15 protein-coding genes are annotated in these 13,524 nt (G+C 41.8%); 7 read left to right on the plus strand and 8 right to left on the minus strand.

Annotation, left to right across the window (positions count from 1 at the left end; translation table 11 throughout):
* The first annotated feature begins 14 nt into the window (after nt 1–14).
* Nucleotides 15–875 carry a peptide chain release factor N(5)-glutamine methyltransferase gene (gene prmC / locus PQO05_RS15345; RefSeq protein WP_273628213.1) on the plus strand — a complete coding sequence of 287 codons (861 nt, stop codon included), beginning with the start codon at nt 15–17 and terminating at the stop codon, nt 873–875.
* Between the two features lie 216 nt (nt 876–1,091).
* Here prmC and xerD read toward each other — a convergent pair whose 3' ends face one another.
* Nucleotides 1,092–1,991 (minus strand): site-specific tyrosine recombinase XerD, encoded by a 900-nt coding sequence (xerD, locus tag PQO05_RS15350; protein ID WP_273628214.1) that lies wholly within the window; start codon nt 1,989–1,991, stop codon nt 1,092–1,094.
* 41 nt (nt 1,992–2,032) lie between these two features.
* Between xerD and aroQ the strand changes: the two genes are divergently transcribed.
* On the plus strand, nt 2,033–2,452 hold the full coding sequence (gene aroQ / locus PQO05_RS15355; RefSeq protein WP_273628215.1) for a type II 3-dehydroquinate dehydratase: 420 nt from the start codon (nt 2,033–2,035) through the stop codon (nt 2,450–2,452).
* A 56-nt stretch (nt 2,453–2,508) separates the two neighbouring features.
* Complete coding sequence (locus tag PQO05_RS15360; protein WP_273628216.1) at nt 2,509–5,115, plus strand: mechanosensitive ion channel family protein; 2,607 nt, start codon at nt 2,509–2,511, stop codon at nt 5,113–5,115.
* Here PQO05_RS15360 and PQO05_RS15365 read toward each other — a convergent pair.
* Nucleotides 5,081–6,127 (minus strand): glycosyltransferase family 2 protein, encoded by a 1,047-nt coding sequence (locus PQO05_RS15365; protein ID WP_273628217.1) that lies wholly within the window; start codon nt 6,125–6,127, stop codon nt 5,081–5,083. The genes PQO05_RS15360 and PQO05_RS15365 overlap by 35 nt on opposite strands.
* 9 nt (nt 6,128–6,136) lie before the next feature.
* Nucleotides 6,137–7,009, minus strand: a complete 873-nt coding sequence (locus tag PQO05_RS15370; protein WP_273628218.1) for a lysophospholipid acyltransferase family protein — start codon at nt 7,007–7,009, stop codon at nt 6,137–6,139.
* Nucleotides 7,010–7,048: 39 nt separating this feature from the next.
* Between PQO05_RS15370 and PQO05_RS15375 the strand changes: the two genes are divergently transcribed.
* Entirely contained in the window at nt 7,049–7,663 is a 615-nt protein-coding gene (locus PQO05_RS15375) for a WbqC family protein (RefSeq protein WP_273628219.1), read from the plus strand.
* Nucleotides 7,663–8,784: a magnesium/cobalt transporter CorA gene (gene corA, locus PQO05_RS15380; RefSeq protein ID WP_273628220.1), complete on the plus strand. Its 1,122-nt coding sequence runs from the start codon at nt 7,663–7,665 to the stop codon at nt 8,782–8,784. Before PQO05_RS15375 ends, corA begins: the two co-directional genes overlap by 1 nt.
* A gap of 117 nt (nt 8,785–8,901) precedes the next feature.
* On the opposite strand, the gene PQO05_RS15385 is transcribed toward corA, so the two are convergent.
* The 4 genes from PQO05_RS15385 to PQO05_RS15400 all read right to left on the minus strand — a co-directional run bounded on the left by PQO05_RS15385 (nt 8,902) and on the right by PQO05_RS15400 (nt 11,201).
* Nucleotides 8,902–9,141 (minus strand): hypothetical protein, encoded by a 240-nt coding sequence (locus PQO05_RS15385; RefSeq protein ID WP_273628222.1) that lies wholly within the window; start codon nt 9,139–9,141, stop codon nt 8,902–8,904.
* A gap of 66 nt (nt 9,142–9,207) precedes the next feature.
* Nucleotides 9,208–9,867, minus strand: coding sequence for a peptide-methionine (S)-S-oxide reductase MsrA (msrA, locus tag PQO05_RS15390; RefSeq protein WP_273628223.1), 660 nt, complete (start codon nt 9,865–9,867; stop codon nt 9,208–9,210).
* 107 nt (nt 9,868–9,974) lie between these two features.
* Nucleotides 9,975–10,238, minus strand: a complete 264-nt coding sequence (locus PQO05_RS15395; protein ID WP_273628224.1) for a DUF3820 family protein — start codon at nt 10,236–10,238, stop codon at nt 9,975–9,977.
* Between the two features lie 15 nt (nt 10,239–10,253).
* A complete protein-coding gene (locus tag PQO05_RS15400; protein ID WP_273628225.1) occupies nt 10,254–11,201 on the minus strand; it encodes an MBL fold metallo-hydrolase in 948 nt (315 codons plus the stop codon).
* 131 nt (nt 11,202–11,332) lie between these two features.
* On the opposite strand from PQO05_RS15400, the gene PQO05_RS15405 reads away from it, so the two are divergent.
* Both PQO05_RS15405 and PQO05_RS15410 read left to right on the plus strand, forming a co-directional pair.
* Nucleotides 11,333–11,557: a hypothetical protein gene (locus tag PQO05_RS15405; protein WP_273628226.1), complete on the plus strand. Its 225-nt coding sequence runs from the start codon at nt 11,333–11,335 to the stop codon at nt 11,555–11,557.
* Between the two features lie 20 nt (nt 11,558–11,577).
* Complete coding sequence (locus PQO05_RS15410) at nt 11,578–12,528, plus strand: aldo/keto reductase (protein WP_273628227.1); 951 nt, start codon at nt 11,578–11,580, stop codon at nt 12,526–12,528.
* A 201-nt stretch (nt 12,529–12,729) separates the two neighbouring features.
* Here the strand turns inward: PQO05_RS15410 and PQO05_RS15415 are convergent, their stop codons facing one another.
* Complete coding sequence (locus tag PQO05_RS15415) at nt 12,730–13,506, minus strand: hypothetical protein (protein ID WP_273628229.1); 777 nt, start codon at nt 13,504–13,506, stop codon at nt 12,730–12,732.
* Nucleotides 13,507–13,524 lie beyond the last annotated feature (18 nt).

The raw sequence follows: 13,524 nt of genomic DNA on the forward strand, positions 1-13,524 counted from the left end.
TGTTTATTTGTTGAATGAAAACTGTGCAGGATGCTTTTAATACCTTCAAGCAAATGTTGGTTCCATTGTACGATGTACAAGAGGCCGATGCGATCACCACTTTGGTATTAAGCGAGTTAACGGGTTATAGCAAAGCAAAATTGAAGGCTTTCCCAGAAACTGAATTGACTGATGAGCAATCTGAAAAACTATCCACAATACTAAATCAACTACAAACCGGCGAACCTTTACAATATATTTTAGGCCATACTGAATTTTATGGACTTAAATTCGAAGTAAATCCTAATGTACTTATCCCCCGTCCGGAAACTGAAGAACTAGTAGGCTGGATTATTGAAAGCTCAGAATTACCACCAATAAATATACTTGATATTGGCACCGGCAGCGGATGTATTGCCATTACACTGAAACATGAATTAAAACAAGCTACGGTTTCGGCCATCGATATCTCAATCGGTGCATTAGAAACGGCAAAAAGAAATGCTGCTAACAACCAGGTCGAGGTAAACTTTATCCATGCTGATATACTGGCTCACGAAAATATTAAACTGGATAAAAAGCTTGATGTTATCGTAAGTAACCCACCCTACGTTACCGAAACTGATAAGCGCCAGATGCATACCAATGTAACAGATTTTGAACCGCATACAGCTTTGTTTGTACCCGAAGAAGATCCCTTATTATTCTACAATGCAATTGCTGATTTCGCTACAAAAAACCTTAATGATAACGGATTACTATTCTTTGAGATCAATGAAAGTTATGGTGAAGAAACGATTGAGATGTTAAATAACAAATCATTCATAAACATTGAGTTAAGGAAAGATATGAGCGGACGGGATAGGATGATTAAATGTGGTTGGGCTAGTTATTAGGTTATTGAGTTACTAAGTTATTCGATAGCTCACCCGCCAATTTAAGCGTCCGCGCTTAAATTATATTTCTAATAGAGCGTCCACGCTCTTGTCAAAAGTAAAAATGCAAACCGGCCAATGATATTCAGGAGCGTAGACGCTCCATTAGAATTAGTTTCAAGCGTGGACGCTCGAAACGGCTAATAAGATTCAGGTTTCCAATAACCTAATAACTAATCAGCTCCTCGGATGATACTGCGTAATCGTACTTTTCAAATAATCCCTGTCCAGATGCGTATAAATTTCTGTAGTGGTAATGCTTTCGTGGCCCAACATTTCCTGTACAGCGCGCAGGTCGGCGCCGCCTTCAACAAGATGGGTAGCGAATGAATGACGGAACGTGTGCGGACTAATACTTTTCTTCAATCCAATAATTTCGGCCAGATCCTTAATCACCATAAAAATATAAACACGGCTTAAGCGACTGCCACGGCGATTGAGAAATACCAGGTCTTCCTCTCCTTTTTTGATGGGGATATGTACACGAACTTCTTCAAGCCAGATCTTTAATGCTTTTGTTGCTGAACTACCAATAGGCACAAGGCGTTCTTTGCTGCCTTTACCTACTACTTTAATAAATTCGATATCGAGGTATAGGTTGGAGATTCTTAGCTCCGTTAATTCAGATACCCGTAGGCCGCAACTGTATAATACTTCCAGAATGGCTTTATTACGTGCGCCATCGGGTTTAGAAAGATCGATGGCTGAGATGAGCATATCAATATCAACCATGCTTAATGTATCGGGTAACTTGCGACGTGTTTTGGGCGACTCTAATAATTCAGACGGGTCAATCTTAATTTCATCTTCGAGCAACAAATATTTATAGAAAGCCTTAATCCCTGATAAAATTCTGGCTTGCGAAGTTGGGATCATGCCCAATTCGCTGATCCAGGTTAGAAATTGGCGAAGATCGGTTAAGGTTACCGCAGTTGGTTTTAGTATAACTATTTGTGTTTCTGCAAATTGTTGTAGCTTATATATATCCCGGCTATAAGCCTGTATAGAGTTAGCCGACATCGATTTTTCTAACTTCAAATAACTTTTAAACCCTTTTATTGCCTGCTGCCACTCCACCTTGATTTTAGTTTTCCCGATTTATAGTTAAGTTTGGATTGATGAAGATACAAATTATTAACGGGCCAAATTTAAACCTGCTTGGCGTAAGGGAAAAATCTATTTACGGCGATAATAGTTTCGAAAGCTATTTAGTGCAATTGCGTAAACAATATGCCGAAGTAGAGATCGAATATTTTCAAAGCAATAAGGAAGGCGAACTGATTGATAAACTGCATGAAATTGGTTTTAGCTATGATGGTGTGATCCTGAATGCGGGCGCATACACCCATACATCTATCGCCATTGCCGATGCTATTGCGGCCATTAATACGCCGGTTATCGAGGTACATATTTCTAACGTGCACAAACGTGAAGCTTTCAGACACCACTCTATGCTGGCGGCAAGTTGTGTGGGGGTTATTGCCGGTTTCGGCTTAAACTCGTACCGTTTGGCGTTGGAGCATTATCTGACCAAATAAATTTCTGAAATCCCTTAAAACGGAAACATACATTCTGCGTTAATGAAGCCATGCTGATGCAAAAACATTTAAAGTATCTCTTTTTAGTATTGTTAACCGGAGCGCTGGTATGTTCTTTTACCGATGATGGCTTTGGCCAGCTGCGCAGGAAGAAACGTACCCAAAGCGATTCATTGCGTGCCAGTATTTTGCACCGCGATTCGATGATGCGTACCCTGAAACGTTCGGATACCTCGCTGAATATGCTTTTGCAAAAGGTGGAGTACTATAATAACTCATTTACTCAGATCAGCGTAACCCTGTCGCACGGTTTTGATACCCTCGAGATCAGCAAGCAATTACCCAGCTTTCAAAAACGAGTTACTATTGTTAAAAATCTGATCGATCAGGACAAATCGAACACCCTACGTTACCTGTATGCTATACGAGATATTTTAACCCGTGCCGAAGACCAGTTAGATGAGTGGCAGGATCAGCTCGCCGACATCAACAGCAAACTGGTGCAAATGCGCTCTGATCTGAATGAGATTAAGAAAGACTCGACTTTCAGTACTGTTCCTGCCGATACAAGCTTGCAGCAAACAGCAAACCAGCCTATCAAGGCGGTAATGTCTAAACATAAACAGCTCGATTCGCTTAATAAGGTTAACCTTTTAAAAATCGGCTTGCTTCAAAACCGGGTGGCTGATATTTATATCTCCATCCTCGATCAAAAAGACCGCCTCAATATTAAGATACGCAACTTTGGCGAACAGGCATTCTCGTCAGAGAGTAACTATATCTGGGATATGAAAGCCACCCCAGGTACTACCTTTGCCTCTGCGCTGGATGATACCATAAACATGAACTACAAATTATTGAAGTTTATGATCAGCCGTGAAATGGTAATGCATTTTGTGGGCTTCTTTATCCTGGCGTTGTTCTTTATCTGGGTGTTCGCTAATCGCCGTAAAATTTCAAACACCCGTACAGATCCGCATAAAATATTATTGCAAACCAATTATGTGGCCAGGCACCCAATGCTCTCGGCTATTATTGTTTGCATGGTTATCCAACCCTATTTTTACGATCACCCACCTGCCGTATTTTTGGAAGGGCTTTTCCTGATCGCCACCACTTGTGTATTGTTATTGGTAAGAAAAGTATTTCCGCCAACACTTTATAAGTTTTTGCGCACGCTGTTCTTTATTTCCATCATTTATGCGATCAGTAACCTCTTTGTAGAGACTTCCAACGTAGATAGGGTAATTGTATTAATAGTTTCGGGATATTCTGCATTTATTGGCTACCGGTTTTTAAGGGATCATAAGGAGCCCGAAGAATTTCCACCGTACTGGCGAATTATCTTAAAGATATTCGTCGTACTGCAGGTAATCTCATTTGTATTTAATGTTAGCGGGCGCTTTACGCTTGCCAAAATTACAGCGGTTACTGGCAACCTTAATTTATGGCTGGCCTTTGCCTTGTACCTGTTTGTACAAATATTAATGGAAAGCCTGTTTTTACAACTGGAAGCCAACAAAAGCGATACGGGCATCAGTTCATTTCTCGATTTTAAGTTACTGCAAAGCAAATTCAGGAGCATACTTAATAAAGCCGCTGTATTGATGTGGGCGATAATGCTGGCACAAAACCTTGGTGTTGAAGATAACATCTGGGACTGGCTAACCAACCTGATGCAAATATCGCATAACCTGGGCGGTACGCAATTTACATTGGGCAGCATTGTTGTATTTATAGTGGTGATCTGGCTATCATCAGTCGCTGCGAAAATTATTAATTATTTCTACGATTTTGCTGGCCAACATAAAGGTACACAGCCACAAAAGCGCAAAAATAAAACCTCGATGCTGCTTGTGCGCATCAGTGTGTTTGCCGTTGGCTTTTTTATCGCAGTGGCAGCTTCGGGTGTGCCTATGGATAAGATCACCATTATCATTAGTGCCTTTGGTGTGGGTATCGGTTTCGGTTTGCAGAATATTGTAAACAACCTGGTATCGGGTTTAATACTGGCATTTGAAAAACCGGTAGAGATTGGTGATGTTATAGAGGTGTCCGGTAAATCTGGTACTATTAAGGAGATCGGTATTCGGTCGAGCAAATTGTTAACCGGTGATGGTGCGGAAGTGATTATCCCTAACGGCGACCTGATATCGCAGCACGTAATTAACTGGACGCTTAGTAACAGCAACCGCCGTGTTGAACTTATTATTGGGGTGGCTTATGGTTCTGATGTAGAAAAGGTTAAAGAGATTCTGAAAAAACTACTGACCGGTCGCGATGATATTATGCTTGATCCTGCTCCTGTGGTGTTGCTGCACAACCTGAACGCGAGTTCTGTAGATTTCAGGATGCTTTTCTGGGCAGCCGACATCGCCGTATGGCAGGAACTTAAAAGCCGCATTTTAGCCGAGGTTTATACCACTTTTGCAGCCGAAGGCATTTCTTTACCATTCCCGCAGCAGGATGTGCATTTATACTGGGATAAAGATGCTGAACTGCCTTTACCACACCCATCACCGGTTTCAACACCATCTACTTCAATTGCGGTTAGCCCGCAACCCACGCTTGCAGCCAATAAAACAGAAGCGAAGGAAACTAATTTGAGAGAAAGCGAGGATAAATCGACTACCGGTAAAACTGACGAGGGTCCAGATCAGTAAAGTGTTTCTTTTTGTTGATGAAAAACTCTTTTACAATACTGCTCTTAAACATCCCGGTTAAATTTGCCTGATCCTTTACAGCGGGTTTAGTCTTAGTTTTTTTATCTGCCGGCGAGAATAGCTTACGCACAAAATTCTGATGCGCACGGCTAATAGCCCAGGCATCTTTACGTTTGCCTTCGTTCATAAAGCGGAAAATGGCCAGCAAATCCATCCAGAAACGGATAGTGATAATAGGTACCGATTTGTATACAGGCATATTCTTTTTCAGCAGCAATAAATTATTGCGGAAATTGAGATAAGTTTTAAAAGGGTTTTCCTTATCCAATGTCCCGCCGCCCACATGGAAAACTTCAGATTCGGCACAGTACATTATTTTGTAGCCCATGTTTTTTAATCGCCAGCAAAGATCAATCTCCTCCATGTGCGCAAAAAACTGTTCGTCGAAACCGCCGGATAAACCCCAATATTTTTTCTTGATGAATAAAGCCGCACCCGATGCCCAGAAGATCTCTCCTGATTGGTTATACTGGCCTCTATCCTCTTCTACATCATAAAATATCCGGCCACGGCAAAAAGGATAGCCTAAATGATCTATAAAGCCACCAGCAGCGCCTGCATGCTCAAAATGATCTTTTTGTGCGTATGATTTAATTTTAGGAGCAGCTGCAGCAATTATGACATCGGTTTCCATCAGCTCAATAACTGGTTCTATCCAGTTTGGGCTAACTTCAATGTCCGAATTAAGCAGAATGTAATAATCAGCCTCAACCTTTGCTAAAACACGGTTATAGCCACCCGTAAAGCCGTAATTGGCATCGTTTTGTATAATGGTAACGGCAGGGAATTGCGCTTTCAGGAAATTAACCGAACCGTCTGACGAGGCATTGTCGCCCACCACAATTTCCAGGTTGGGATAGGTGGATTGTACCACATCAGGCAAAAACTGGCTCAAATATTTTAGTCCGTTCCAGTTTAATATTACTACAGCTACTTTAGGTTTAATGTCCATTTAGTTTCTTTATTCCGGCTTAAACTTCCATCTCCGATGCGACCACAGCCAGTATGGCGGCTCTTCCCTGATCACTTTTTCCAGGTATTGCACATGCGCTTCGGTTATCTGGTATTCAGCGGTTTGTTTTGGTTCCTCTATCAATGGCACAAACGTACACTGATAGTATCCCCTTTTTACACGGCGTATATCGGCAAATATAACAACCGAGTTAAATAGTGTGGCTATTTTTTCAATTCCAAGAAAAACGGCAGTTGGTTGGTTTAAAAATGGTGTAAAAAAATGTGCCTCTTCACGCACAGGAGTTTGATCGGATGCAAAAACACTTATTGATAGTTCATTCCGGTATTCAACCATTTTACGCAGCGTAGCCTTCATGGTCACCAGTGTAACGCCAAACTTGCTGCGCACTTTCTTATACAGCTCATCCGATGCTTTATCGTGCAATGGTTTGTAAATAATTATCCGCCTATGATTGGTTAAAAAACTGGTACGCAACGCGCCCCATTCCCAATTGCCATAATGGCCTACAACAGCAACTATACTTCGGTTCTGTTCAAAATAATGTTGTACCACTTCCTCATTCAGCAGATACATACGGCGTTTAACCTGTTTTTCGGTCATGGAAATGGCCTTAATGGTTTCAACAAATAAATCGGCCAGGTAATGAAAGTATTTTTTCTCGATAATTTTTCTTTCGTCTTCAGTTTTCTCGGGGAATGAATTTCTTAAATTCTCTTGCACCACAGCTCTTCTGTAGCCCGCAATATAGAACAGAATAAGGTACAGAAAATCGGCTATGAGGTATAAAAACCAGAACGGCAGTAGCGATAGTAGGTATAAAAAGAAGATAGCTAAACTTGTAAGCCCTTTTTTTATCATTAATTTCGAAAAATTTTTAAGCTACAAACATAAACTAATATGATTGAAAAAGGTGCGCTGCTGCCCATGTTTTATCTGCCACCGGTTGAGTATTTTACTAAAATTACCCAGTATAAACCCGATTTGTGGATAGAACGCGACGAGCATTTCCCCAAACAAACATACCGTAACCGGGCCAATATATATTCGCCCGATGGCCTTTTAACGCTTGTTGTACCGGTTGTAAAAGGATCAAAAGTCCATACACCAGCCAAAGATGTAAAGATAAGCTACGATTTTAGATGGCAGCGTTTACACTGGATGAGCCTGCAGGCTTGTTATCGCCGTTCGGCCTATTTTGAGTATTACGAGGCTGACTTTGCCCCTTTTTACGAGCAAGAAACAACGTATTTGTTCGACTATAATCAGAAACAATTGGAGTTGATTATGCGCTTGTTGAAAATTAAAACGCCGCCCAATTATACTGAAACTTATGAGGCCCGTTATCCCGAAACGGTAACAGATCTGCGTAATGCTTTTAGTGCTAAAAAAGAAGTTGCTACTGAACAAAAGCCGTACTTTCAGGTTTTTGAAGAACGTAAAGGTTTTTTAAAGAACCTGAGCATTGTTGACCTGTTATTTAACCAGGGACCCCAAGCAATAAATTATTTGTAATGAGCAAAAACAAGAGATCACGTTTTAAGCATAAGCGCATGGGCGAAGTTGGCGATGCCCCAGGCATGGTACGCATACCAGATGACGCGCTTAAACCTAAAATTACCGTATATTCTTACAACGAAGCCGAGGTAGTATCGTCAAAAGGTGATGATATAGGCGTGATTCTCGATCAGTTTGCTAAATGCAAGAACCACACCCATTGGATTAAGGTTAACGGACTTGGTGATGCTGCCCTGATTGAAAAAATGGGTGAACTGTTAAAGATCAATCCATTGGTTTTGGAGGATATTACCAATACCCACCAACGCCCCAAATTTGATGAGTACGAAGGTTACTTTTTTGCTACCAGTCGTATTATCGAACTATCGGCAGCGCAGGATGAGATCTTTAATACGCAATTCTCTGTAATTGTAAAAGATGATTTGATCATCAGTTTCCAGGAGCATTATAATGATTGTTTTGAGGCTGTGATAAACAGGCTTAATTTAAGCAAAGGTGCCATTCGTACAGCGGGGCCTGCTTATATGTGCTATGCGCTGATGGATACCATTATTGATACTTATTTTGTTGTACTGGCAGATATTGGTGAATCGCTGGATACACTGGAAGACCGCCTTTACGAAAGTGCCGATAAAACCATTATGTACGATAGCCAGCACATGAAACGTGAGCTGATTATGATGCGTAAAGTAAGCTGGCCAGAGCGGGACAAGATTAATGATATGATCCGCAGCGATAGTCCGCTGATTACGCCCGAGGTTAAAACTTATCTGCGCGATGCTTACGACCATTGTATCCATATTATGGATGTTATTGATAGCTACAAAGAGATCACCACCAGTATTATGGACCTGTACCTATCAATGGTAAGCAACCGCATGAACGAGATTATGAAGGTGCTCACCATCATTTCGGTTATATTTATCCCCCTAACTTTCATAGCCGGTATTTACGGGATGAACTTTGCCCGCCAGGATGATAAAGGCCATATTATACCGGATAACATGCCCGAACTTTATATGCATCATGCCTACCCTATTGCATTGGCAGCTATGCTGTTAATAGCGGCTGGATTGGTGTTTATTTTTTGGAGAAAAGGGTGGTTTAATAGATTGTAATATTTTTATTTATACCATCTATTCTATAATTTGTCATTGCGAGGAGGAACGACAATAATGATAAAACAAAAAACCCTTCGATTATCGAAGGGCTTTCTTGTTTATGCAAATATATGCTTAATCTTCTTTTTTCGGTGCAATACCGTGATCAACGTCAAGCGTGAATGACGATTCGGCTGCATCGTAAGCAGTATTTAAGCCTTGGATATCTGGTGTCTCGTCAGCAGGTTCTACATCATTACCATCGCCAGATAAATCACTTTCTTGTGTCTGGAAATTTTCTTGTTCGTTGCTTGAATTTCTTGGGTTATCGTTGTCCTCGTTGTTTAAGGCAATTTCGTTTTCAGGGATGCTCATAGTATTTAATTTTTAGATGTTATTTATCACAACTAAGTTAAACAATGATTGTTTGAAAAGCTATTATTATTTCTGATACTCGGGCTTCAAATAAGCATGCATTGCTGCACGCATTTTCATCACCTTGGGTTCAGAAACTGATGCGATGTATGGGCTATCGCCATGCGTTTTATAATATTCCTGGTGATACTTTTCGGCGGGATAAAACACTTTGAAGGGTACAACCTGGGTTACAATCTTTTTGCTGTAATGCCTGCTATCATTCACCTTTTTAATCACGGCTTCTAAAGTCGCCTTTTGCTCTGGTGTACGATAGAAAGCGATAGAGCGATAATCAGTACCCTCATCCGGCCCCTGGTAGTTTAATTCGGTAGGGTCATGCGCGTAAAAGAAAGCCTCAGCCAATGTTTCGTAACTGATTACTTTAGGATCGAAATATACTTGCGCTACTTCGGCGTGACCTGTAGTTTTGGTACAAACATCCTCATAGCTTGGGTTTTTAGTACTGCCACCGGCAAAGCCTGCTACAACTTTATCTACGCCTTTAAGTTCGGACATGGATTCACTCATGGCCCAGAAACAGCCGCCGCCGAAAGTAGCCACCTCCTGCCCCGGCTTAGGCTGGGGCACAACAGCAAAGCCATTGCCGCTTTCTGAAGTTTGCGCATTAGCGCATCCGGCCAACATCATAATGCCGGCTATATAGAAAACAAATTTGTTGATCATAGCTAATTGATTTATAGTACTAACGTAGTATAATGGGCTATGGTTTACGGGGTTTGTAAGAGGAGTGCAATAACCTCCTCTAAATCTCCTCCAAAGGAGGAGACTTACTAATAGTCCCCTCTTCTTTGAGGAGTATCAGTTAATCGCTTCTTCAATTCATATAGTATCGCCATCATGCCGTTGATTTTAATTTCATGAATGGTAGCGATCATCATACCCAATCTGCCGGCAGGCATAGCGCCTTTGCTGTGCATCCACTCAAGGTATGAGACGGGCAGATCCACAATTAAAATGCCCTTATGTTTACCATAGGGCATTTTAGTGCGTAAAATATCAATTAAAATAGAGGTGTCTGGTTGTACTGGTTCCACCCGGTAAAGATACGGCTATGCTACCGATTTATGTATCTGCCGGGCAATTATAAATCCGGCCAGTAAACCAGTAATGATGGTTGCGGCAACAAATTTAGTATTGGCTTTAAATGGCGGTACATACAAAACGCCTGTTTCATCCGCCAGGGCAGCTTGCTTTACATAACGCCCGCTGGTTGGCACAGCAAGCTCGTCGAAGTTTTCGGCCAGGTTATCTAATGCTTCCCGCAATTCGTGGCCACGTATAATGGGTCCGTGCCCGGTTACAGCTATACGCGGATGTAAAGCGGCCAGTTTAACAACTGATTTCTTTGCCGATTCCCAATCGGGCGTAAGATACATTGGCGGGCCTGATAGCTGTTTAATAGAGTTGAGCAGGTAAATGGCTGATTCTGATTTAGTAGTTGTAAAAGCATCGCCCGCAATCAATGTTGTATTCAGCGGGAAAAATAAAGAAATATGACCCGGCGAATGACCTGGTGTAGCTAAGATCCTCCATTCGGGTAGTTCAGGGATCCGGCTTTCGGCCATATCAATCGCCTTAACTTTATTACCCAGTTTTAATGGTTTTCTGCGGAAGAATACTGAAAACAGACTCATAATGCCGCCACCAACTGTTGGGTCGGCTGGCGGATAGGAGGATTTTCCGGTTAAATATGGTAATTCGTATTCATGGGCATAAACGGGTACTTTCCAGTGTTTTAATAGAGCTTCTAATGAACCACTGTGATCTGAGTGAGCATGCGTTAGTATTATTGCAGAAGGCCTTGTCCCCACACCGAACAGTGTTTCGGCCATCGCTATAATTTTATCAGCCGAACCCTGCGGACCGGTATCAACCAATACCCAGCCCTTTCTTACACCACGGCGATTGGCAATCATAAATACGTTTACAAACATTAGTTTCATTCCCCAAACGCCTTGCGCAACCTGGAAAAAGTTTACATTATTCTTCTTAATCATTATATAAAATAGGTTTCTGTTCTTTTCAACAAAACGATGGAGGTATGGTTTTAATGCGCATTTCGAAATACAAAACCATAAATGTTAAACACAATGCTTTAATTTGCTGTTACACCACCAACGAAAATATTATGGAAAAAGAATTTGATGTTATACTTACCGGGTCTGATGGCCCCGTTGAAGGCATTGCTAAAAGATTAGACCACAGCGCTTATGATGAGGCTTATGAGTTTATTTCTACTGACGAAACCATCCACTTGCTAATTGCTAAAGAACACGGTAATTGGATCCGTGTAGCAGGTACCGACCCTTATTTTAGTGGCTGGGCTGATGAATTAGCTGATCAGATCAAATAATTACCTACTAAAATCTACCTATGGAAAAACGTGAATTGGGCAAATCGGGCATCAAGGTAGCGCCGTTTTGCTTTGGGGGTAATGTGTTCGGTTGGACCATTGATGAACCAACCTCATTTAAACTTTTAGACGCTTTTATTGATAGCGGTTTAGACTTTATTGATACGGCTGATGTATACTCTTACTGGGCACATAACGGCGTAGGCGGACAATCTGAAACCATTATTGGTAACTGGCTTAAAAGCCGTGGAAAACGCAATGATGTAATTATTGCCACTAAAGTGGGCAAGCCAATGGGTGAAGGCAAAAAAGGCTTATCGGCCAAATACATTAACCAGGCTGTTGAGGATTCATTAAACCGCTTACAGACTGATTATATCGACCTATATCAATCGCACGATGACGACCAGGATACGCCACTTGAAGAAACCCTGGAAACTTACGACAAGCTGATTAAAGCCGGTAAAGTACGTGCTATCGGTGCATCAAACTTTACTGGCGCACGTTTACAAGAAGCATTGAAGGTGAGTAAGGATAACGGCTTTGCTGCCTACCAAACCCTGCAACCCGAGTATAATTTATACGAACGTGCAGGCTATGAGAACGATCTGGAGCCGGTTATTCTCGAAAACAACATCGGTGTAATTACTTATTTCTCATTAGCCAGCGGTTTCTTAACCGGTAAATACCGTTCGGAAGATGATTTGAACAAAAGCAAACGTGGTGCAGGTATAAAAAAATACCTGAATGATCGTGGTCATAGTATTTTGGATGCTTTGGATGAAGTTGCAAGTCAATATAACGCTACTCAAGCAGCTGTATCTTTAGCATGGCTAATTGCCCGCCCGGGTATTACTGCGCCTATTGCAAGTGCTACCAGTGTAGAGCAGTTGAGCGAAATTACCAAAGCTGTTGAATTGAATTTATCGCAAGATGCAATTGAGCTTTTAGATAAAGCCAGCAAATATTAAGAAATCGTAGAGACACAATACCTTGTGTCTCTATACAGATTGATCCACACAAAAGAGACACAATACCTTGTGTCTCTATACAGATTGATCCACACAAAAGAGACACAAAGTATTGTGTCTCTACGTAAAAATCAATTCATAAAAAAGGCCACCTCGATAACATCGGTGGCCTTTTCAGCATATATATGGGAGTTAATTAGCTTAGAACCTGGCTGGGCGCATCATACCCATTTTGTTGGCAGCAAAGTGCTCTTCTCCCCTGTTGCCACCTCTGTCTTGACCTTGGCCTCCATTGTTTTGTGGTTGGCCATTACCACGGTTTGGGTTTTGTTGTCCACCATTATTTTGACCGGCAGATTGACCGTAGTTGCCACCACGGCCTTGGTTTTGTTGCCCGCCATTATTTTGTTGTGGCTGGCCATAGTTACCTCTGTTAGGTTGTTGGTTACGGTTATCACCGTTCCAACCGCCTCTGTTATCATCCCTATGGTCGAATCCACCACGATTGTCCCCATTCCATCCACCTCTATTGTCATCCCTGTGGTCAAATCCGCCACGGTTGGCATAACGGTTATCATAACCACCCATTCTTGGGTCAAAGCCACCGAAGCGGGTACGGTACTGGTCGTGGTTCATGTATGGTCGGCGGGCACGTACTTCGTAGTGACGGGCATTTCTCCAATCGAAATCGCGGAAGCGGCCTGGTAAATATGCGGCGTGGATCCATTGTTCACCATCATTATAGTAGTAGCATTGTTGTGCTACGTCGTAATAAGCTTCAGCGTCTGGTAAGTAGTAGAAGTCGTCATCGTTATCGTAGGCATTATAATTAACAACCTGTACCGGAGGGGCAACTACTACATGTGCACCTACATTACCAAAATGTAAATTAAGGCCTAAATGTATTTGAGCGTTAGCGGGTTTAACGTTTAATAATCCGGCTGCGCCTACTGCTAATATTATTGCTAACTTTTTCATTTTATTTCGTTTTAAAGT

The sequence above is a fragment of the Mucilaginibacter jinjuensis genome (assembly GCF_028596025.1).
Lineage (GTDB): Bacteria > Bacteroidota > Bacteroidia > Sphingobacteriales > Sphingobacteriaceae > Mucilaginibacter > Mucilaginibacter jinjuensis.